The 21,817-nt window shown below is 60.6% G+C and carries 17 protein-coding genes and 3 tRNA genes; 7 read left to right on the top strand and 13 right to left on the bottom strand.

Annotated features, from left to right (window positions below):
• The first annotated feature begins 86 nt into the window (after positions 1–86).
• Both bcsA and HNO79_RS05720 read left to right on the top strand, forming a co-directional pair.
• Positions 87–4,745: a UDP-forming cellulose synthase catalytic subunit gene (gene bcsA, locus HNO79_RS05715; RefSeq protein WP_214164978.1), complete on the top strand. Its 4,659-nt coding sequence runs from the start codon at positions 87–89 to the stop codon at positions 4,743–4,745.
• A 258-nt stretch (positions 4,746–5,003) separates the two neighbouring features.
• On the top strand, positions 5,004–5,423 hold the full coding sequence (locus tag HNO79_RS05720) for a hypothetical protein (protein ID WP_214164977.1): 420 nt from the start codon (positions 5,004–5,006) through the stop codon (positions 5,421–5,423).
• Between the two features lie 62 nt (positions 5,424–5,485).
• On the opposite strand, the gene HNO79_RS05725 is transcribed toward HNO79_RS05720, so the two are convergent.
• The 4 genes from HNO79_RS05725 to HNO79_RS05740 form a co-directional block, all read right to left on the bottom strand.
• On the bottom strand, positions 5,486–5,914 hold the full coding sequence (locus tag HNO79_RS05725) for an Arm DNA-binding domain-containing protein (protein WP_214164976.1): 429 nt from the start codon (positions 5,912–5,914) through the stop codon (positions 5,486–5,488).
• A gap of 119 nt (positions 5,915–6,033) precedes the next feature.
• Positions 6,034–6,123 (bottom strand) — tRNA-Ser (locus HNO79_RS05730).
• A gap of 138 nt (positions 6,124–6,261) precedes the next feature.
• A complete protein-coding gene (locus tag HNO79_RS05735; protein ID WP_214164975.1) occupies positions 6,262–6,444 on the bottom strand; it encodes a hypothetical protein in 183 nt (60 codons plus the stop codon).
• Between the two features lie 186 nt (positions 6,445–6,630).
• Positions 6,631–6,885 carry a hypothetical protein gene (locus HNO79_RS05740; protein ID WP_010512967.1) on the bottom strand — a complete coding sequence of 85 codons (255 nt, stop codon included), beginning with the start codon at positions 6,883–6,885 and terminating at the stop codon, positions 6,631–6,633.
• A gap of 447 nt (positions 6,886–7,332) precedes the next feature.
• On the opposite strand from HNO79_RS05740, the gene HNO79_RS05745 reads away from it, so the two are divergent.
• Positions 7,333–8,148: a cytochrome c gene (locus HNO79_RS05745; protein WP_244987434.1), complete on the top strand. Its 816-nt coding sequence runs from the start codon at positions 7,333–7,335 to the stop codon at positions 8,146–8,148.
• Between the two features lie 266 nt (positions 8,149–8,414).
• Here HNO79_RS05745 and HNO79_RS05750 read toward each other — a convergent pair whose 3' ends face one another.
• Positions 8,415–8,591: a hypothetical protein gene (locus tag HNO79_RS05750; protein WP_010512969.1), complete on the bottom strand. Its 177-nt coding sequence runs from the start codon at positions 8,589–8,591 to the stop codon at positions 8,415–8,417.
• Between the two features lie 83 nt (positions 8,592–8,674).
• On the opposite strand from HNO79_RS05750, the gene HNO79_RS05755 reads away from it, so the two are divergent.
• Together HNO79_RS05755 and HNO79_RS05760 are read left to right on the top strand one after the other, a co-directional pair.
• Entirely contained in the window at positions 8,675–10,051 is a 1,377-nt protein-coding gene (locus HNO79_RS05755; RefSeq protein WP_244987435.1) for an O-antigen ligase family protein, read from the top strand.
• Between the two features lie 191 nt (positions 10,052–10,242).
• On the top strand, positions 10,243–11,631 hold the full coding sequence (locus HNO79_RS05760) for a lipopolysaccharide biosynthesis protein (RefSeq protein ID WP_214164973.1): 1,389 nt from the start codon (positions 10,243–10,245) through the stop codon (positions 11,629–11,631).
• A gap of 125 nt (positions 11,632–11,756) precedes the next feature.
• On the opposite strand, the gene HNO79_RS05765 is transcribed toward HNO79_RS05760, so the two are convergent.
• Positions 11,757–13,907, bottom strand: a complete 2,151-nt coding sequence (locus HNO79_RS05765) for a TonB-dependent receptor (RefSeq protein ID WP_214164972.1) — start codon at positions 13,905–13,907, stop codon at positions 11,757–11,759.
• 65 nt (positions 13,908–13,972) lie between these two features.
• Complete coding sequence (locus HNO79_RS05770) at positions 13,973–14,437, bottom strand: DUF2946 family protein (protein WP_234448263.1); 465 nt, start codon at positions 14,435–14,437, stop codon at positions 13,973–13,975.
• Between the two features lie 107 nt (positions 14,438–14,544).
• Here HNO79_RS05770 and HNO79_RS05775 point away from each other — a divergent pair, with 107 nt between their 5' ends.
• Positions 14,545–15,444 carry an energy transducer TonB gene (locus HNO79_RS05775; RefSeq protein ID WP_214176803.1) on the top strand — a complete coding sequence of 300 codons (900 nt, stop codon included), beginning with the start codon at positions 14,545–14,547 and terminating at the stop codon, positions 15,442–15,444.
• Between the two features lie 100 nt (positions 15,445–15,544).
• Here the strand turns inward: HNO79_RS05775 and HNO79_RS05780 are convergent, their stop codons facing one another.
• Together HNO79_RS05780 and HNO79_RS05785 are read right to left on the bottom strand one after the other, a co-directional pair.
• The gene (locus HNO79_RS05780) at positions 15,545–16,495 is read right to left on the bottom strand and encodes a glycosyltransferase (RefSeq protein WP_244987437.1); all 951 of its coding nucleotides are present in this window, start codon (positions 16,493–16,495) and stop codon (positions 15,545–15,547) included.
• Positions 16,496–16,826: 331 nt separating this feature from the next.
• Positions 16,827–18,197, bottom strand: a complete 1,371-nt coding sequence (locus HNO79_RS05785) for an NAD-dependent succinate-semialdehyde dehydrogenase (RefSeq protein WP_010512977.1) — start codon at positions 18,195–18,197, stop codon at positions 16,827–16,829.
• Positions 18,198–18,631: 434 nt separating this feature from the next.
• Here HNO79_RS05785 and HNO79_RS05790 point away from each other — a divergent pair, with 434 nt between their 5' ends.
• Positions 18,632–19,420 (top strand): SDR family NAD(P)-dependent oxidoreductase, encoded by a 789-nt coding sequence (locus tag HNO79_RS05790; RefSeq protein ID WP_029329223.1) that lies wholly within the window; start codon positions 18,632–18,634, stop codon positions 19,418–19,420.
• A 135-nt stretch (positions 19,421–19,555) separates the two neighbouring features.
• On the opposite strand, the gene HNO79_RS05795 is transcribed toward HNO79_RS05790, so the two are convergent.
• The 4 genes from HNO79_RS05795 to HNO79_RS05810 form a co-directional block, all read right to left on the bottom strand.
• Complete coding sequence (locus HNO79_RS05795) at positions 19,556–20,158, bottom strand: hypothetical protein (protein WP_214165902.1); 603 nt, start codon at positions 20,156–20,158, stop codon at positions 19,556–19,558.
• 1,016 nt (positions 20,159–21,174) lie between these two features.
• Positions 21,175–21,251 (bottom strand) — tRNA-Arg (locus HNO79_RS05800).
• Positions 21,252–21,277: 26 nt separating this feature from the next.
• Positions 21,278–21,583, bottom strand: coding sequence for an ETC complex I subunit (locus HNO79_RS05805; protein WP_010512981.1), 306 nt, complete (start codon positions 21,581–21,583; stop codon positions 21,278–21,280).
• Positions 21,584–21,604: 21 nt separating this feature from the next.
• Positions 21,605–21,681 (bottom strand) — tRNA-Pro (locus tag HNO79_RS05810).
• Between the last annotated feature and the right edge of the window lie 136 nt (positions 21,682–21,817).

The following is a 21,817-nucleotide window of genomic DNA, read 5'->3' on the forward strand; positions in this document are numbered from 1 at the left end:
TGGCGCAGGGGCGCAGTACCATGCCGGCGCCTGCAGGGCATGGTATATCGGCAGGTTTTTATTCAGGTCAGTCTGGTTGTAAAATTATGCTAAGGGAATTGTGGCTGAAGTCGGGCGGTCAGGCGTTCATGGCCACGCCGCGCGGGTTGAACTGGCTTATCCTCTTCCTGTCGGCAGGGGGGGCGTTCCTCTGCCTGTCCATTGGCAACATTACCCTTGATCCGGGGCAGCAGGCCTATATTTCCGTGGGAACGGTAGCGCTGTTCTTTGTGCTGAACCGCAGGAAAGGGCGACATATCACCTGCATCCTCATGATGCTGTCGCTGTTCGTGTCCTTTAGGTACCTGATCTGGCGGCTGGGCAGTACGGTGCAGTTCACGGGGCCGCTGCAGATTGTCATGTCGGTCGCCCTGCTGATGGCGGAAGGCTACGCGCTGTCCACCCTGTGCCTGAGCTATTTCCAGATGTCGTGGCCCCTTGGGCGCAGGCCGCACAGACTGCCTGACAATCCCGATGACTGGCCGATGGTGGATGTCTATGTCCCGTCATATAACGAGGATCTGGACCTTGTGCGCTCCACGGTGCTGGGCGCGCTGGACCTGCACTGGCCTGCGGACAAGCTGAATGTCTATATCCTGGATGACGGACGGCGGAAGTCCTTCTACGATTTTGCCCAGGAATCCGGCGCGGGTTACATCATCCGTTCCGAGAACAACCATGCCAAGGCGGGCAACCTGAACCACGCCATGAAGATCACCAAGGGCGAGTACGTGGTGATTTTCGACTGTGACCATGTGCCAACCCGGTCCTTCCTGCTCAAGACCATTGGCTGGATGGTGGCCGATTCCAAGCTTGCCCTGCTGCAGACGCCGCACCACTTCTATTCCCCCGACCCGTTCCAGCGTAACCTTGCCGCCGGTTATGACGTGCCGCCCGAAGGCAACATGTTCTATGGGCTGGTGCAGGACGGCAATGACTTCTGGGATGCGACGTTCTTCTGCGGGTCCTGTGCCGCCATCCGCCGTTCGGCGCTGCTGAGCGTGGGGGGCTTCGCGACCGAGACGGTCACGGAAGACGCGCATACCGCGCTGAAGATGCAGCGCAAGGGATGGGGGACCGCCTATCTGCGTCAGCCACTGGCAGGGGGGCTGGCGACCGAACGGCTGATCCTGCATATCGGCCAGCGTGTGCGCTGGGCGCGTGGCATGCTGCAGATCATGCGGCTGGACAACCCCATGCTGGGGCCGGGCCTGCGGTGGGAACAGCGGCTGTGCTACCTGTCAGCCATGTCGCACTTCCTGTTCGCCATCCCCCGGGTGACCTTCCTTGTCTCACCACTGGGGTTCCTGTTTTTCGGGCAGAACATCATTGCGGCGTCCCCGTTCGCCATCATGGTCTATGCACTGCCCCATATTTTTCATTCCATCATGACCCTGTCGCGGATCGAGGGACGGTGGCGCTATTCCTTCTGGAGTGAAATTTACGAGACCTCGCTGGCACTGTTTCTGGTGCGCATCACCATCGTCACCCTGCTTCAGCCGCACAAAGGCAAGTTCAACGTGACGGACAAGGGTGGCCTGCTGGCGCGGGGATATTTCGATTTCAGCGCGGTGTACCCCAACGTCATCATGGCCGGGATCCTGTTCCTGGGCATGGTGCGGGGCATCGTGGGCATGATTTTCCAGTACCATCAGAAACTGGCGTTCCAGTCCTTCGTGCTCAACACGTTCTGGATCAGCATCAGCCTGATCGTGGTGCTTGCCTCCATCGCGGTGGGGCGAGAGACGCGGCAGATCCGACACAAGCCACGGGTGCGGGTCAGGCTGCCAGTTGATATCTGTTTCGAAGACGGCACCGAATACCATGCCCATACCACCGATATTTCGCTTGGCGGGGCGGGGGTTACCCTCAAGCTGCCCCGGCAGATGGACACCCCGCAGGACATTACCCTGCGTTATGACAAGCCCGATGACGGCATTCGCGTGTCCGTTCCCGCCACGATCCTGGGGCAGCGCGGGTCGTGGCTGCACCTGCAATGGAAAATCGAGACGCTGGATCAGGAACGCGAGATTGTCAGCCTGGTGTTCGGCCGAAGCGATGCATGGCATAACTGGGCTGATTTCAAGGAAGACCGGCCGTTGAACAGCATATATCAGGTCATAAAAAGCATACGCGGTCTTCTGTCTCCGCCGTATCTGTGGGATCTCAGCCCGGCGCAGGAAACCGGGGAAAGTGACGAGAGCGTGCAAAAGGAAGAAACGCTGGAAAAGAAAAGCCTTGTGCTGCCACCCACCTATCGGGGGGTCGGCTATGGCATGACCCTGCTGGTGGCGGGTATGGCCGGGCTGCTGTCCATGGCCCTGCCGGCGCAGGCACAGGACACGCCAGCCCCCGCGCCAGTCGATGTCCCCGCCGCAGCCCCTGTCGCCGCGGCGCCGACCCAGCCCCTGCCGCCCCCATCCTATAGCACGACCGGCGTCTCGCGCCTGACCCCGCTGGGGGATACCAACAGTGGTGATATCCCCCCCATGGGCGGTACGGTGGATCGGGCGCTGGCGGACCGGGTGGCAGACACCGAAATCACGCGTACCATTTCCTTCCGTGACCTGGGGCTGGAAAACGGGCCGCTGACCCTGCGGGGGGTTTCGCCACTGCAGGGGATCGACGTGGTGGTGCCCGCCAACCGGGTCGTAACCCATGCGGTGCTGACCCTGTCGGGGGCGATTTCGCCATCGCTCCTGCCGGAAGCCACGGCGCTGACCGTGACACTGAATGAACAGTATGTCGGCACGATCCGTATCGATCCCGCGCATCCGAACTTCGGGCCACTGGAATTCCCGGTTGATCCCCTTTATTTCACGGGGGACAGCAAGCTCAATTTCCATTTCGCCGGTGAATACAGGCGGGATTGCAACGACCTGTATAATGATGTGCTGTGGGCCCAGATATCGGACCAGTCCAGCATTACCCTGACCACCGCGCGCATCGTACCCGAACGGGATCTGGGCCGCCTGCCGACGCCCTTTTTCGATCCCAACCTGAAAGTCGCCATGCGCGTGCCGGTCGTCATGCCCGCTGCGACACCGAAGCCGGAAATCATGCAGGCCGGGGGACTTGTCGCATCATGGTTCGGCAAGATGGCCGATGCGCGCCAGTTGTCCTTTCCCGTTTCCCGCAGCATTCCGGCAACCGGGAATGCCATTGAAATCGGGGAAAACATTCCCGTTGATGATCAGGGGCACGCGCCGGCCGGACCGACGCTGCTGGAAATTGCCAACCCGAATGACAGGTGGGGCACGGTTCTGGTTGTAACCGGGCGCACACCGCAGGAAGTGGAGGTTGCGGCCCGGGCGCTGGTCTTTTCCCCCGATACGCTGGGCAGCGGGCCATCCGCCGTGGTGCAGGACGTGACCCTGCGCGCCCGGCAGCCTTATGATGCGCCGGCCTTCATTCCGACGGACCGGCCGGTGCGTTTTGGTGAACTGGTGACCGCGGGCGACCTGCAGGCGGGTGGTTTTGCACCCGGCACGCTGCATGTACCATTTCATCTGCCGCCCGACCTGTACACATGGCGCGGTCTGCCTTTCCTGATGGATCTGTGGATACGCACGCCGGATAACCCGGTGGTGGATATCAGCGCCTCGCGTCTGGATGTCAGTCTTAATAACTCTTACCTGCAAAGCTATGGGCTGTTGCCCCACAGCCTGTGGCGTACATGGTCCGAACGCATGGTGACCCAGCACGCGGGCGCCGTGGGACATGTAACGGCCCTGCCGTCATGGCTTCTGTTCGGGCAGAATGACCTGCAGTTCAATTTCAATACCCGCCCGGTAGACCGTGGTGCCTGCCGGCGCACGCCTGATAACCTGCGTATGGGGATTGATTCGGATTCCATGCTGGATTTCCGGCGTGGGGTGCATTTCACGACGCTGCCCAACCTGTCCTATTTCGCATCAATCGGTTTCCCGTTTTCCCGCATGGCCGATCTGGGGGAGACGACGGTGGTCCTGCCCCCTGTGCCGGATACCGACACGATCGGGGCCTATCTTGACCTTATGGGCTTTTTTGGTTCGGTTACATGGTATCCCACCGCAGGCATGCACCTTGTGACAACAACGGATCTTGCCGAACATCCGCCCTCGGGCGATGTCATTCTGCTGGCGCCAGCGCAGCAGATGGGGCCTGCCGCATCCCTGCTGTCGCGTTCGGCGTACCAGATTGATGACGGCCATATCCATGTTGGACAGGATATGGGCCTGCAGGGGATCTGGTACATATTCCAGGATCGTGACAGGAGCGGCCTGCGTAATGGTGTCACGGCCAACCTGAGCGCCCCGATCCGCAATACCGCCATGATGATCGGGGCTGAATCACCCTACGTCCGGCATCGTTCGGTACTGGCGCTGTTGGGTGACGACGGGGCGCATATCCACGACCTGATTGCAAGCCTGCATGATCGTAAGGCCCTGCCCAGCCTGCAGGGTGATCTTGTGCTGAAAAATGGCAACAGGTTCGCGACATACCGCACGTCACCCACCTATACGGTTGGTCATCTGCCCTTCTGGATGTGGGTGGACTGGTTCCTGTCGCACCATCCAGTCCTGATGTACCTGTGTGGTGTGGTGGGTGCGGTCATGCTGGGAACCGGGGCATGGCTGTGGCTGCGCGCGCGTGCGCGCCGTCGCGTGCGCGAACAGGCGATTGCCGACGAGGCAGCACGCATGTCCGGGCACGTATCCGAGTGACATAAAGGGCGCGCGGGCGGTCGGGACCGCCTGCGTTCCCCGGCGTGGATGACCTGGACATGGTGATTATGTCTTCCATATCCGGACTTGTATGGTGAATGTGCAGGCACATCGTATCGTTCAGTCAGGGAACGATACGGCATGGCAGGAACCGGTATTACGAAATACGGTATTCATATTTCAGATCAGCTAAAGCTGGTATAGGCTGGGGTTTTCAGGGTGCTGTTTGGATAGGCATTTATTTTGAAAGGCAGAAGAATGAAAATAAAAGAATTGCTGATGGCAGGATTTGTGGCAGTCGCCCTGCCGGTCGTCGCCCATGCTGAAGATATTTCCTGGGTCAACAAGACGTATACGCCAGATGTCCTGAAGGATTCCCGCGCAGGTGACATCAATGCTGATATCAAGAAACTGACGGGAAGCGATTACAAGGTTATCAACGAGTTCCTGCACGGGGTCGTGGGGCCTGCAAGCGTTGTCAATAACATCGCCTATATTTCCGGTTGCCAGCCGCATATGTGCATGAATTTCACGACGATTGCATTTGATGGCAATGGTCATTACTGGGGTTATCTGGAAAACATGGATGCACATTATACGCATACATATAACAAGATATATGGTCACCCTTCACCGGAAATTCTGGCCATGCTGAAGAACCGGGGTGTCGTGAAATAACGTCGCCTTGTAAATGAAAAAGGATCATCTATCTGGATGATCCTTTTTTTGTTTCTGATGCGTTATTTTGGAGTCGGTATATATGTTGTGGATTTATTGATATTTGGTGATGAATGGTGTCTGGTCGGGGCGGCGTTTGAATACCGGTCGTGTTGATACCCTGCCCAGACCTGTTTCATCATGGTGGTGGGGGCAGTCCTTCCGGTTGGAACTGAAAATGGGACCGGATCACATCCTTTACGCAGGAAATGCTTGGCCATTTCCTGTTCCCGTCGCGCGTCCGGCAGGGTGACGGATGGATAATTGTCCAGCGTCAGCGTTTTTGTCCGTTTCTGGAATTTATAACGAAGCCGCCGGATTTTCCTGCCACTTGGCATGACATACACAAATAATCCGTCAGTATCTGTACGCCGATATGCTTTGGCTTTCAGTTTGTCTGAACGGATTTGTCCGTATGTGGATTTTCCCTTACCCGCTTCCTGCTTTTTCATGCCCGCAATGGGCTGGAACAGCGTGAAGCAAAATGGGAACAATAGGTGCAGAGAATGCCGACAGAAGGGGAGAAAACCAAGCCTTCTGAAACAGATTGGTGACGAGTGGGATGCTAATCTGGCGGAGAGGGTGGGATTCGAACCCACGGTACGCTCACACGCACGGCGGTTTTCAAGACCGCTGCCTTCAACCGCTCGGCCACCTCTCCATATCGTCTGTTTAGCTAGGTATTCCGCCGCCGTCTAGATGTTACTGCGCACAAAAACCGCTACATTCATGTGCTTGCCATATCCCGGTATGTGCCATTAGGCGGCAGTCGGTCTGGTATCGTCCGGCATAAGCCATTTCATGGCAAAGGCGGGCGGACGTCATGGATATTGCGGCGGGAGAGGGAGCGGACCGGTGTATCCTGATGCTGGTCGAACAGGGAAATCGGGCCGATAATCCGATGGGCACTGGTGATGGTTGGATAACTGAGCAGTCCCGCCGTCAGCATGGCCAGCGCCAGAAAGACGATTTTCTTGATCATGACGCCCTCCATTCAGGTAAGAAAAGCGTCCTAACCGGTATGTGTATCCGGGACATGTCGGGATAATGTCATTTTGTATCGGTGGGATAAGGAAATTTTTAAGGTAAGGACACGCCCCGTGTGCGAAGCGGCCCTTACCGGACCCAGGCAGGTTTGCCGGGTCGCCTGACAGGGACAGAATCCCTGTTACTTCTTGCAGTTCTTGTCGAATTCGTTGTGGAGGTCTTCTTCATTGATCTTGATTTCGCCGCGATAGACCGATTGTGGCTTCAGATCGACCCGCGCGCCCCCGATCATGACAGTGGTGTCCGAGTTGATTTTCCATTCTCCGCTGGGCTGTTTGGTGACCGCTTTGCAGAAATCATTCGTGCCCTGCGCCATGGCGGGCGTGGCAACGGCAATTGCAGCCAGGGCTGCGAGAAGTGAAGCGGATTTGCGCATTGTTGCGTTCCTTTTCCTGTTTCCGGCGGTGCACGCCGGCGGAAAAGTATGGCTCCCCGAATATGGCGACCGTTTGGCAACATAAAGTTACAATTCACGCGTGCCCTATCATGCCCTGCTTTCGGTTTCTGACCTGTAGTCAGCAGCCGGGCTGTCCCGTCTTGGCGTGACCCGACACATTCCGCTCGGATCAGGGAAGGCAGGTTGCAGTGGTTCGGTCTTGACGTGATCGGGCTGGCACGATCTCAATACAGTCTGTTTCAGTATCGCAAGGACTTACGAATGCCAGACTGTCCCCCCCCCGACATGATACGCCCCGGTTTGGTGCACCATGTCCGGGAGAATACCGCGCAGGCCAGGATGGGTCGCGCTACCTGCCAGTCCCCTACGGGCCGAAAGGCGCGGGGCAGGCGCGGACGGGCAGGTATGGTGGCGGCCCTTGCCTGCATGGCAGTCGTTATGATGGCCGGGGCATATGGCTCGCCTGCCACTGCCGCCACGCAGGCGGGAACGCTGGCCGTTACGGCGGCGGGACAGGCAAAGGAGCAGGCCTATACCCGCGCGGCCCTGCTGGCCCTGCCGCAGCGGCGCACGGTTACGTTGGCAGTCGATCCCGAACATATCGGCCCGCAGGTCGAAGCCGTGCCGCTTGCCGCTGTGACGGGTTCCGGCATGACGCCAGATGTCCTGCGTCTGGAGGCAGTGGATGGCTTCGTGGCGGAACTGCCCATGGATACGGTCACTACGGCTGCCGGATATGGCGTGCAGCCGTGGATCGCCATTGAAGACCCCGTCCGGCCCTGGCATTCGGCGCAGGGGGAAGATCTTGGGCCGTTCGTGCTGGTATGGGTTGGCGCGAATGCAGGCCGGATCGGGCAGGAACAGTGGGTTGACCGGCTGGTATCGATACAGGGGGAAACGTCGGCCATTGCCCGGTGGCCGGGGCTTGGGCTGCCTGCCACGTTACCGCGGAGCGATCCCGCATGGCAGGGGCAGACCCTGTTCCTCAGCGACTGCATGCCCTGTCACAGGCTCAACGGCAACGGAACGGCAGACAAGGGGCCGGACCTGGGGCTGCCGGTCAATGCCGTGCGCTACCTGACCCCGGCGGGCTTTCACGCGCTGGTGCGCAACCCGCGCGCGCTCCGGCACTGGCCCGCCGCACGCATGGAGGGCTTTCCCCCCGGCGCGCTGAGTGATGCGGATATCGACGCCATTCATGCCTATCTGGCCCGTCTGGATAAGGGGACGCCCCTGCGATAGGGCCGGGCGTCGAAATTTTTGAAAAAGCGTTACCCGAAACGTTATCGAACGCCGTGGGGCGTTTCGGGTATTTAAAACCAACCTATTGACACAAAACACAAAAATTTCCGAGTGTCGGCTTTTTTCAAAAAGGTGACGTTTCGGAATGCGTTTTGGGGAAACGCGTCACCATAAACGCCCTGATGTCAGTCGTGGCGGAACAGGCGCAGGATGGCGCCTGTTCCGCCCATCAGGGGCCGCCGGCCTGCTGCCATGCAAGGCAGGGATCAGCGCATCAGGTCGGACAGTGCATCCAGCTTGTCGCCCAGCATCGCGATGGTGGAACGAATCTCGTCCGTGATGGTTTGCGTGTCATCCATCGTGTTGGACAGGCGTTCGAGGTCGGTGCGTATTTCGCCAAGCAGAACATTGCGTTCGGTTACGATACCGTCTTCGTCTTTCATGTGGCGTCTCCCGGGTTTCATGCGTCAACATGCACAATGCGGGTCTTCGGCTGGTTTGACAAATGCGTGGGGGCAACTGTGCCATGACAGCAGCCGGAACGTCACCATGTGCGGGCGGTTCCGGTTTTGCGGCTGGGCTGTCTTGCGATACATCCCCCCTGAACTGGCGCGGGCGGGGAGAACGCAGGACGATGCAGCAGGTTGAACACTGGATGTGGCGGATTGCCGCCGGCCTTGTCGTCCCCATGCCGGTGCTGCTGCTGTATGCGCTGGCCCCGGCGGAAATCGTCCTGACGGTGGTGGCCGTGCTGTTTGTCATCCATGCCGTGCTGACCCGGCACTGGACATGGCTTCGCCAGCCATGGGTCGTGGTGGCGGTCCTGCTGTGGGGGCAGATCATCATGTCGTCTGTCGTGGCGCAGGAGGTGCATGGGGTCATGCAGTCGCTGTGCTTCGGGCGGTATTTCCTGTTTGTCGCCGCCCTGCAGACATGGGTCCTGCCCGATATCCGCATACGCGCTGTTCTGGCGCGGGTTTATGGGGGTGTCGCCATATGGCTGGTGGCGGGGTGCTGGCAGCAATATATCTGCGGGCGCAACATATGGGGATATGGCCGGTGGGCGGATGGCGCCCTGCTGGGCCCATTATGGGCGCCGCGCGTGGGGTCCGGGCTGTTCATGACGGCGCTGCCGGGACTGTTTCCCGTCGCCATCCGCCTGTCGCAACGTGATGGTATGCGCGGGCGTATCATGGCGGCCGCCATGCTGCTGGGACTGATCCTGACCATGGTGCTGGTGGCGCAGCGCATGCCGCTGTTCCTCATGCTGGGGGGGATGGGTCTTGCCGGGCTGCTTGTGCCGCGCCTGCGGGGCGGCCTGCTGGCAGTGGGGGTGCTGGGTGCGTGCGGTGTCGCGCTGTCGCCCGTGCTGGCGCCGCAGGCGTATAACAAGCTGGTCGTGAACTTCATCGCGCACATGCATGCCTTTGCCGACAGCCCGTATGGCATGCTGTTCATCCGCGCGGGGGTGATGATCAGGCAGCACCCATGGTTCGGGCTGGGGTTTGACGGGTTTCGCCATGCCTGCCCTGATCCGACCTATTTCCATGGCCTGCCCTGGCTGGGCATAGCCGAGGGACCGTACGGGGGGGCTACGGGCTGCAACCTGCATCCCCATAACTATTACCTGCTGATGGGCACGATGGGGGGTATGCCGGCAATGGGACTGTTCATTGCGCTGGTTGCCTGCCTGCTGGTGCAGATATGGCGGGGCTTGACCCCGGCACGCGACCCGCAGCGGCTGATGCTGGCGGTGGTTGCCACGCTGGTTTTCTGGCCGGTGGCGTCCACCAGTTCGTTTCTGACGCAGCCCTCGGGCGGGTGGCTGTTCATGGTTACGGGGTGGGCGCTGGCGGTCTCGCCAGTTGCATCCCGGTTGCAATACGTGCATGGCAGGGACTAGCCCCGGCTGCCACGGCGCACTACAGTGCCCCGGGTGGACGGCGCCGAATGACAGACGGCAGATGCAGCCTGTCTGCCCTGACCCACGCCCGTATCCAGCAAGGGGAGCCTGCGCTATCGTTTTCGCCTGTTGTTCTGAGGGAACGTGTCCGGAATCATTCCAGGCGCGGGTTTTTGTACGTGTGATCGCCCATGTCCACTTCTGAACGGGATGCGCTCAAGCGCATTTTCGGCAATACCGGTTTCCTGATCGCCGGGCGGGCGACGAACGCGATCTGCAGTTTCGTCTATATCGCATGGGCGGTGCGCGCCCTGGGGCTGTCGCAGTTCGGCGTGCTGATGCTGGTCACGACGTTCGGGGCTGCCGTATCGCAGGCCACGCACCTGCTGTCGTGGCAGCCTCTGCTGCATTACGGTACGGATCCGTTCACCAATGGCCGCAAGGCGCAGTTTTCACGCGTGCTGGCGTTCTGCATCCGTGCCGATTACATCAGCGGTGGCCTCGGGTGGCTGGTGGGTACGCTGGGGGTTGCGCTGTTCGGTACCTATATGGGGTGGCCGGCGGCGGATCAGGGGGCGGCCTGCGCCTATATGCTGACCATCGCGTTCATGAACACAAGCTGGTCGGCCGGGGTGTTCCGGCTGTGCAATTCCTTCTGGCTGACCATGCTGACCGACCTGTCCGGCGCGCTGGTGCGCACCGTGGGGTCGGGCATCGGCTTCATGTACCATATGGGGCTGGATTATTACCTTCTGGTCTGGAGCATGACGCAGCTGATCATGTTCCTGAGCAGTACCTGGCTGGGGTGGATGCAGCTGCGCCATACGGGCGGGACGCTGCGCTTCAGCCTGTTTACACCGCTTAAGGCCGGCGATGCGCCGGGCATCTGGCGCTTTACCCTGTCCACCAGCTGCAACCACCTGCTGGGGTCGGTATTCAACCAGTTCGGCACGCTGCTGGTGGGGGGAATCCTTGGTCCGGCAGATGCGGCGGTCTATCGCGTGTCCCGCCAGATTGGCGAGGGGATCGCCAAGCCTGCACAGCTCATGATGCCCGCGCTTTACCCCGAATTCATCCGCCTGCGAGAAGAGCAGGACTGGTATGGCATCAAACGCGTGACGATCAAGCTGTTCCTGATGATCGGCGGTTTTTCTGTCCTGCTGATGGGTGTGGCGATGGCGGTGGGCAATATCCTGCTGACATGGATGCTGCATGTGCACTGGCATGGGGGGAGATCCCTGATTATGCTGATGCTGGGCAGCGCGATACTCGGCCTTGGGGTCGTGCCACTGGAACCGCTGCTGACCGTGATCGGGCAGGTGTCGCAGGTGCTCAAGGGACGGATCATCGTTACCCTGACCTATCTGCCGCTGGTGTACGGCATGACCATGGCGTGGCATCTGGAAGGGGCGGCGGCGGCGGCCGACGTGGCCGGGCTGATCATGCTGGCTGTCTGCCTGCGGCCGGTCGTGGCGTGGTTCCGCCGTATGGCGCCGGGGCGCAGGCCGACAGGCACGGCGACCGGGGATGTCCCGCCTGCCACCGTGCCGTCCGTGCCTGAAAAGAGCACCGGAATGTAATCCCGTAGCGGTGGTTGAAAACGCCCTGTAAATTCCAGGGACGGTTCTGGTGAAGTTTTTTTTCAGATGGCACCGGCGAACGCCGCCCCTGCGTAAAAAGGCGGCGCCCGGAACATCGTGGCCGTTCAGAAACTGGCCGTCAGGCTGACATTGAATGACCGGCCCATGCCGGGCAGTGCGCGCAGCATGCCGGTTGCGGCGTTATCCGCCAGCGACCAGCCACCCAGCGGCAGTTCGTATTTCTGGTTCAGCACGTTGTCGATGCTGGCGTCCAGCGTCATGTAGCGCCAGTGATACTGCCCCCCCAGCCCCAGCAGGGCATAGCCCGGGGTGCGGGGTTCGTTGCGGACCCAGTCCACCGTGTCCTTGGCCTTGACGAAGGTCATTTCCACGCGGCCGCTCCAGTTTTTCCACCGCTCGTTCAGCGACACGCTGCCGTTGGTCGGCATCTGGTGATACAGCCCGGCGCCGTTGGTCAGATCCTGCCCGCGTACCCAGTTGATGTTGGCCACGATCTCCCCCCGGCCAAAACGGGCGTTCTGCCACAGCCGGTAATTGCCCGAGCCGTTGATGCCGTAGCTCTGGGCATTGTGGTTGACGAATCCCAACGTGTAGAACTGGCCCGCCGATGCAAGGCGCTGCGCGTTTACGTAATTGTGGGTGTAGGTGTAGTACGGCTGGACCTTCAGGTCCCACCTGTCCCCGTCGGGATCATGCCAGTCGGCGGTGATGGAGGCGGTATTGGCCACTTCCGGTTTCAGGTCGGGATTGCCGACATAGCCGTTGCCGTCGCCAAACCAGTTGATCATGCTGGTGACCATGGCCGACTGCCCCCATGCATAGCGTTCATACAGGTTGGGTGAGCGGGTCTTGCGTGCATAGCCGCCTTCGATCGTCAGGTCGCGGCGCGGTTTCCAGCGGACCAGCGCCGTCACGTCGAAGTTCACGTCCGTCCGGCCCCGGTCAATGGCGTTGAAGACATTGGCCGCGGCAACATTGGTCTGGTTCATCATGGAGGAGGAATAGCCGGACACCGGACCCGTATTCATCATGACCAGATCATTGCGGAAGCCCAGCAGCGTGGTTACGCGCGGCGTCCATGCCGCTTCCCATTCCACGAAATGGCCCAGCCGGTCGCGGTGCCCGTCATTGATACTGTGATAGGTGTCCGGTCCCATCATCATGCTGCCCGCAACGGGCGGCCACCAGTCATTCAGTCCGGAATGGTCGAACGAACTGCCCAGCCGCAGGGTCTGTCCCTCCGCCAGCGGGATCGTGGCCTTTATGCTGTATCCCGCCATGCGGGCGTTGGTGTTCATGGGCATGTGGGTGGTCTTCGCGCGGTCGGGCAGGAAGTCCATGGCGTGGTCCTCGCGCTGCCAGTAGCCACGTGCCTCCAGTTCGCCCCAGTCAAAGGTGCCGACATACTTGCCGTTCACATAGGTGGAGCGGTTGTTGGTCATGTCCATGTACTGGTTGGCGAAGCCCTCATGCGGCGTGTCCTGCTGCCCGAATGTCAGGGTGAACAGGTGATTGTCCTTGTGCAGGCCAAAGGTCACGTCGTGGTTGTAGGTGAGGTAGCTGGTGGAGCGGACAATCCCCGCATCCCCGCCGCCACTGTAATCGCCCGCCTGGCTGTAGGATGCATTGTAGCGCAGGCTGAACATGTCATTGGCCACCGTCAGGCTGCCCGATGCGCCATAGCCGCCGCCATTGCTGCGATAGGTACCGGTGACATGTCCGGTCACAAGTATCCTGCCATGGCGTGCGAACTGCGGGTTCTTGCGTTCGACATCAATCGTGCCGCCGGTGCTGTCGCCGCCCATGCTGACGGGGGTGATCCCGGCAATGGCGGTGGCGGTCTCCACGCTGTCGGGGTCGATGAAGGACAGGGCGGGGTTCATATGGTTGGGACAGCCCGAGGCAATGCGCACGCCATCGACCACGGTCGCCACGCGGTCATCCGCCATACCGTTGATGACCGGCAGGGACGCAAGGCCGCCTGCCGCATAGGTGCTGACGCCCATCTGGTTGCGAAACAGGTTGGCGGTGTCGGGGCTGCTCAGCTGCGCGGTGGTCCGCGCGGCCTGCGAGGGGGAATTGGCCGATAGCAGCCGGTCCCCCATGGGGGTGTCCTCGGCCGTGTCCTCGATCGACAGGCCAGGCAGGGTTACGGTGGTTTCAGCCCGTGTCACAACGGGGTGCAGGCAGGCGGCCAGCATGCAGCCGCCTGCGGCCACGGCAAAGGGCGCGGCCGTTCTTTTTATGGAAGTCACTTTTCATGTCCTGAACAGGAAACGGAAATGCGCACGCCCGTATGGGCATGCGACAGCGCATGGGTTCAGGAAACGGAAGGTGGCCCGCGGGATGGGGGAAGACCAAGTACGGGAACAGGGGGCGCGCGGGGCTGTCGCGGCTCATGCCGGGCCTGTGCCCATGCCAGCGGGGGCAGGGGCAGGAAGGGCAGGAGCGTCAGCGCAAGGGCGGGCAGGTGCAGAAGCGGGCATAGCGGGCACCCATCGGCGTGATCGTGGCCCCCCGCGTGGGGCTGCTGATCATGCGGGTGGACGGGCATGCCGTCCATCATGGCGTGATGATGGGGGGATGCGTGGACCGTGGTGGCCGCGTGTCCCGGCGGGGCGATGTCGATCCCCGTCAGCCGCATTATGGTGCCGCGGGGTAGTTCCCCCGGCATGCTGCGGCTTTCAATCAGCAACTGTCCCCACAGCCCCAGGCACGCGCACAGCACCATGATCCAGCGGATCACAGGCATGTCATGCATGAAGGGGTGGCGGGCGTGGCCCATGATTGAACTGGTTCTTTCTGGTTGTAAGATAAGGCGGTAACGGATTTATGTTCTCGTGGCTGCATCCCTTTTTGTCAAATGGGGCGCGGGCCGTCATACCGGCTGTAATGGATGGAACCGTGCCGCAACAGCAAGACAGGACCACAGGCAGGCTGCTTGTCCCCGAAGTCGCGCACATGCGTGGCCGCCGGGCGCGCATGGTGGCGGGGTGGGCGGTGCTTCTGGCCGTGCTGGGGCATGGCATGATCGGCGCGTGGCTGTTGCCGGGGCGTACGAAGGCGCCGGACGCGCCCAGTGAAAAAAGCAGTATTCAGGTCTTTTTCGACCAGCCGGAGGTTGCGCCCGTCCCTGAACCGGCTACGCCACAGCCACAGCCACAGCCACAGCCACAGCCACAGCCACAGCCACAGCCACAGCCACAGCCACAGCCACAGCCACAGCCACAGCCACAGCCACAGCCACAGCCACAGCCACAGCCACAGCCACAGCCACAGCCACAGCCACAGCCACAGCCACACCCCACAGCCCCACCGGCCGCGCCGCCGCGGGCAGAGGAAACGCAGGAGGCCGCGACCAGCCGCCATATTCCCGCCAGCGTGCCCACTGCATCTCCCTGGGGGGCGGCAGGACGTGCTGCCGGCCCACGCGCCATACCGGTCCCAGCCCCTGCGTCCGCCACGCGACCTGTCAGCGCGCCTCCTGCTGTCGGACATGCGCCACCGCCTGCCTCGGCGGCCCGGCCTGTGTCTTCGCTACAATGCACGCCGCCTGCATGGCGTTATCCGGCCATGGCCCGGCACATGCATGAAGAGGGCACCGCGATGGTGGATCTGGTCATCGGGGCGCAGGGACAGGTGGCACAGGCCAGCCTGCGCAGCAGCACGGGCTATGATGATCTGGACAGGACAGCCCTTGCCGCCGCGCGCAACGTTCGCTGCACGGCGGAGGGGGGCGTGACGGACGGCGCGAAGGTCACGCTGCCGGTCATATTCCACCTGAAAGGATAGGGACTGGTTCAGGCGTGTCTTTCACGCGGAACGGCTGACAGACAACAGCAAGGGGCGCCGGGTGACGCCCTGTTTCAAACAGGTGAGGTTCCCTGAACGTCTATGGATGAAGGTGTCCCCGGAAAGGGGGCTCCGGTTTCACGAACAGGCCTGTCTGCCCATCCGTTACAATATCGGCCATGGCGCCCACAGGTGTTACGATGGAGGGGACACCCGCCTGCATTGCTTCATGCAGGGCGATGCACAGCCCCTCGAAATGCGAAGGCTGCACATAGCCATGCAGCCCGGCGCAATAGGTGAACGGGTCGGTCTGGAACCCTGACAGAGTGACGTTGCGCAGCCCCAGTGCCGAAATCCGGGCCCGTAGCTGCGGGGCGAGGGAGCCCTCGCCACCGATATCAAGATGGATGCGGCACTGCGGTGCATGGTCACGCAGATAGGCCATTGTCTCGATCAGCAGGCCATAATTTTTCTGCTTTTCCAGCCGTCCCAGCGTGCCAAGGCGGAAGACGCGCCCGTCACCCGGTCCGGCCCATGGCGTGGCCTGCGGCATGTCGGGCTGTGCCGTAAACAGGGGCCAGGGAATGATGTCGCCTTCGGGAACATGCAGTTGCCGGGCCGTGCATTTCGCAACGAAGCGGGAATCCGCCACCCACAGATCCGTCAGCCTGTGCGTGGCGCGCAGGGCCCAGCGGTTCCACGGGCGCAGGTAGGCATTGTGCTGCCAGCTGACCACCGGCCTGCGCAGCATGATGCCCGCCATCTGTCCATACAGGGTCGCACGTGTCAGCGATGTCCAGATCAGGTCCGGGGCATGGCGGCGGATGGCGGCAAGGGTGGTGGGGAAACTGGCAAACCTGTTCGGATTTGGGGAGAGGATATCGTAAACGATCCCCGCTTCTTCCAGCCATGTCGTCGCATTGCCGGCTTTGCGCGCCAGGGCGAGGACATGAACGTCATGCCCGCATCGGCGCATCTGCGCCACGACATCGGGCAGGGGGCGTTCAGCGCCGCCGCCATTCAGGCTGTTGATGATGTAGACAATGCGCATGCGAATGCTTCTGGCATGCAAAACATAAAAAATTAAGGCAGTTTATAATGATGGATACATTTCATGTCGGTTCAGACATAAAATGTTTAGGTTCGTTACAGTAAGATACAATTTAATGAATGGTATATATTAGAATTTCTTTTGGAAAATGAATCTGCGCCTGACTTTATTGCATCCTTGGTTATTCCATTACTTGTTTTGGTAATGAAACATACCCGTGCTGTGGTAGGTGCCAGTGGCCCGGCAGGGCGACTGCCGTAGGGGGAAGGCAGGTAAGCCGGATGAAAAGACCGCCCCATGCCGAAACAGGGGGCGGCCAGATCAGGCTGGATCAGGGTGTATGGACCAGTTTACGGTTCAGGAATTCCTCAATACCGAATTCCGAAAGTTCACGACCGTAACCGGAGTTCTTGATACCACCAAACGGCAGATCCGCTGCCGATGCGGTCACGGCGTTGACGAACACCATGCCGGTATCGATCCGTGCCGCCACGCGACGCCCGCGTTCCACGTCACCGGTGTGGATGGAGCCACCAAGGCCGTAGGGCGAATCATTGGCCATGGCGATGGCTTCATCCTCGCTGTCCACGGAATGGATGATGGCGACCGGGCCAAAGATTTCCTCGTAGAAAATCGGGTTGTCCTTGGTCATATGGGTCAGGATCGCGGCCTTCATGAAAAAGCCCTCGCGGTCGATCGGCTTGCCGCCTGCAACCAGAGTTGCCCCGTGCGATACAGCCTTTTCCACCTGGGACACGGCACGTTCCATGGCGGCCTGGCTGCTCATCGGGCCGTGGGTGACACCCTGTTCCAGCGGGTCACCATACTGGAATTCATTGACGGCGGTTTTCAGGCGGTCGGTGAATTCCCCTACCAGTGATTTGTGGACGATCATGCGCTTGGCGGATGTGCAGACCTGACCGTTATTGGACATGCGGCCGCGGATGGCCATGGGCATGACCTTGTCCAGGTCGGCATCGTCCAGCACGATGAACGCGTCCGAACCGCCCAGTTCCATCGTGCTTTTCTTCAGCGCCCGGCCGGCCTGTGCCGCCACGGCGCTGCCGGCGCGTTCGCTGCCGGTCAGGGCGACACCACGCACCTCCGGCCGTTCGATCAGCTTTTCCGACTGGTCATTGGTAATGAACAGGTTGGTATAGGCGCCTTCGGGCACGCCAGCTTCACGGAACAGGGCTTCGAACGCCTCCGCGCATTGCGGCACGCTTGGCGCGTGTTTGACCATGACGACATTGCCCGCCATCAGGTTGGGGGCTGCAACGCGGGCCAGCTGGTAATAGGGGAAGTTCCACGGCTCCACGCAATAGATGATGCCCAGCGGTTCGCTGGTCACGGTTGCATGGCCCTGGGACACCGGCAGTTCACGCGGGGCGAGGAAGGTTTCGGCCTTTTCCGCGTAATAGGTGAGGATGTCGGCGGACAGTCCGATTTCGGCAATGGCCTCGGGCAGGATCTTGCCCATTTCAATGGAAATCAGGCGGGCATGCTTTTCCTTGTCCCGACGCAGGATGTCGGCAGCCTTGAGCATGAGCGTGCGGCGCTGCGCGATCGAGCGGTGCCGCCAGTCGCTTTCCCAGAACTGGTGGGCGGTGGACAGCTTTGCCAGCATGACCTTGTCGTCATGCAGGTCAAAGACCTTTTCCGTTTTTCCCGTGGCCGGGTTGATGGTGCGATAGGGACTCATGGTGTCATATCCTTTGTGGCTGGTTTGCAGGCCGTCGCGTTATTACCGGACGAATGTTTGCGTTCCCTCAACGCGGCAACAGGTTGTCTGGTTAGGGAACGCTGCGGGCAGGGGCGACCTGTATGGGGAATGCTCTCCCCATCGTGACTATATCCACCTGTATATTGTCAATGCGCGCCAGACACAGGGCAGGGACACGCCCGGAGGGATATGCGCCCCCGCATGCGCCTGCAGCCAAGGCAGGGAGTGACGTTGCAGGCAATGCGATCCCTGCATGGTCATCACGAGGGTTTGAACGCCATGCCGCCGGAATGGACAGCACAGGCCGCGCCGCTGGTCCGTTCATGCCGCATGGCGGACGCCGGGCCGGTTGTCTGGGATATTGTCTGGTGTACGATGCGGCCCGTTTTCAGATATTGCAGAAGGTAAAGACCATGCACATTGACCTGACGGGCCGCACGGCCATTGTAACGGGATCAACCGGCGGCATCGGGCTGGCCATCGCAAGGGGACTGGCCGCAAGCGGAGCGGACGTGGTGGTAAATGGACGCAAGGCGCCAGCGGTGGAGCGGGCGGTGCGGGAACTGTCCGCCCTTGGTGCGGGGAAAGCCACGGGGTTTACAGGTGACCTGGGCACGGCGGCGGGATGTGCCGCGCTGGTGGCTGCACACCCGTCATGCGATATCCTGATCAATAATCTGGGGATTTTTGAACCAAAGGATTTTTTCGATACCCCGGATGAGGACTGGAGCCGGTTTTTCGAGGTGAACGTCATGTCCGGCGTGCGGTTGTCGCGTGCCTACCTGCCGGGCATGAAGGAGCGGAACTGGGGGCGGGTGGTGTTCATATCCTCGGAATCCGCGCTGAACATTCCGGTCGAGATGATCCATTATGGCTTCAGCAAGACGGCACAGCTTTCTGTGGCGCGTGGCCTGGCGGAACGGATGGCGGGAACCGGGGTGACGGTGAATTCCGTGCTGCCGGGGCCCACACTGTCCGAAGGGCTGGCGGACATGCTGAAGCCGGAACAGGAAAGGACGGGCAAGCCGCTGACGGAAGTTGCGGCGGAATTCGTCATGGAACACCGTCCTTCCTCCATCATTCGTCGTGCCGCGACAGTTGATGAAGTGGCGAACATGGTGGTTTACCTGTCGTCCCCGCAGGCTTCCGCCACCACCGGGGCATCGGTGCGTGTTGATGGCGGGGTGCTCAGCACGATCTGAGGATTGTGTTCCCTGTTGTTAGCCGATTGGAAAATAGAAGAAGCTTCTGGGCGCCGCCTTTTCAAAAAAGGCGGCGCTCCTTCATCTTTTTTGAAAAAAGCATCACCAGAAACGTCTTCCTGATGTCCCGACAGGTTACTGGAACGGGCTGGCGGAATAGGATGGCGAGGTTGTATAGCCCGCCGCCGGGACCGGCATGGTTGGCGTGGGGTAACCAGATTGGCGGGTGGCTGGCGTGGTATAGGTCGGGGTGGACAGTTTTTGCGCCGCGACGGAGGAATGTGCCGTAAGCGTGCCAGTGCCAGTGCCAGTGCCAGTGCCAGTGCCAGTGTTCATGCTTGTGTCCGGACTGGTGCCGGTCTGGATGGTGTTGCGGGCGGGGATGGTCGTTTCCACCGGGGCAGGACGATCGGACAGGACCCTGTCAGGATAGACCGCGCCAGTGCTGTCATAATCCGCTGCATTATACCGTCCCACGCAGTTCTTGCCACGTTCGGCCGTATGGACGGCTTCCAGTTCGCCTTTCAACTGACCGGGCTGGACAGGCCGGGCGTATGTCGTGCGCTGGGGACTCGCTGCAGCCAGCGCCTGCGTATCCGTTTCATCCAGCAGGGCAAGCTGTGCACAGCTTTGCCGCATGTAAGGTTCAGGGTTCACATATTGCGCATTGATTTCGGCAGGTCTGGTGGCGCATCCCGTTACAGCCAGTATGCCCAGACACAGGATCGTTTTTTTCATGGTCTTCCTGTCATGTTCTGAATATCCTGAGTAAAAAAATTGTTACATGAATATAATTCAATATAATAAATAATTTATTGTTTGTTGATCTATAAAAATAATTGAATATTATTTAAAAATTATAAAAATAAAATGACATATTGAAAGCTTATCATTATTTTTCTTAATGAAAACTTTCCGCCGGCCTGTCAGCACCGTCCGGCCGCCTGCATATGTAACGCATCGGTTCTGGCGGGGTTGCGGGCCGCATGCGGTTCTGGCCATGACGGAAGCCGGGGCAGGGCACGGATTTCATCGCACGCTCAGCAGATGGGAAGGGCGTGCTGCATGTCCCACGTGAACGGAAAACTGGCCATTACCCCGGAGTGACCGCCACAGCCTGATTCGTCACTTACGCGCCCGTGATCCATGAAGCGCACCAATCAGGGGCGCAAGGGCAGGTGGCTGAATGTCTGGCGGGACACTTGCCTGACAGCATGCGTCAGATTGATCAGGAAACGGCAATTCAGCAGGGGAATGTCGTCGGCTGCATTTGAAGGCCAAACCGCGGGCCCAACCGGAAGGACGTGGGCACGGCGCAATTTCAGCCATGCATGGGGGCAGGTCATGGCCGGAATGGCGCAAGGGGCGGCCGGACAGCTTTTCCATGAAGGCTTTTCGAAAGAAAAAGTCAGGGAGCAGCTTGGGGAAAATCACAGGCAACGCCGTGACCTGCGCCGCACGGGTATCGTCCGCCTGGCAGAAGCAGGGGCACGACGCCCCAGATCGCTTCGATCAGTAGCCACGGGATCGATTATTCCCAACGGATCATCGACACATACCTGCCGCGTCGCACTGAGGTCGCGATTGCGGGCATGCAGTTGTGGGAACAGCAACAGGAGCGGGAGACCAGCAAGATGGCCTCCATCGCCGCTACATCGGGCCATCTGGGATAAGGCAGAACCGTAATGGGCCATAGTGCACAGCAAACCATCTGCAAACCGTGCAAGCTTTCCGGACGCCAAGTCATTGAAAACTGGCGCGCCCTGCTGGATTCGAACCAGCGACCCACAGCTTAGAAGGCTGTTGCTCTATCCAACTGAGCTAAGGGCGCGAGCCTGTGCTTGTGCCAGATCGGGCCTAATGCGTCCAGTTCTGGATCCGGTCATAACGGAAATTATCGGCATAGGCCTTGGGGCGGCGGAGGCGCGGGGCCGGAATTTCGATATCGAAGGCGATCCCTTCCCGCGTGGCGTAGGCAACCGCGCTATCCTGATCGGGGAACTGCAGCCGCAGCTGCGACGGGGTGTCCGCGCTACCTGTCCAGCCCATCAGGGTATCGACATGGCGGGGGCGGCTCTGCCCGTATTCCAGAACCCACGTATGGGTCCGGGCCTGCCCTGACTGGGTGGAGGGCTTGGACTGCCTGTAAATCCGGGCTCGCATTACTATCCGTCTCCCTGGATATGGTCGGGGCGCCCGGACTCGAACCGGGGGCCTCGTGTACCCAAAACACGCGCGCTACCAGGCTGCGCCACGCCCCGCGACCACGAGCGGGAACCTATGTGGCAACTGCTGTTCTGGCAAGCACATTCTTGCAAAAAAATACCGCGCCCATCGTCCCTGCGGCAAGCAGTGAGGACGGGCGCGGCGAACAACAAGGCGTGTGATGGGAAACGG

It is taken from the genome of Komagataeibacter oboediens (assembly GCF_018491655.1).
Classification (GTDB): domain Bacteria; phylum Pseudomonadota; class Alphaproteobacteria; order Acetobacterales; family Acetobacteraceae; genus Komagataeibacter; species Komagataeibacter oboediens.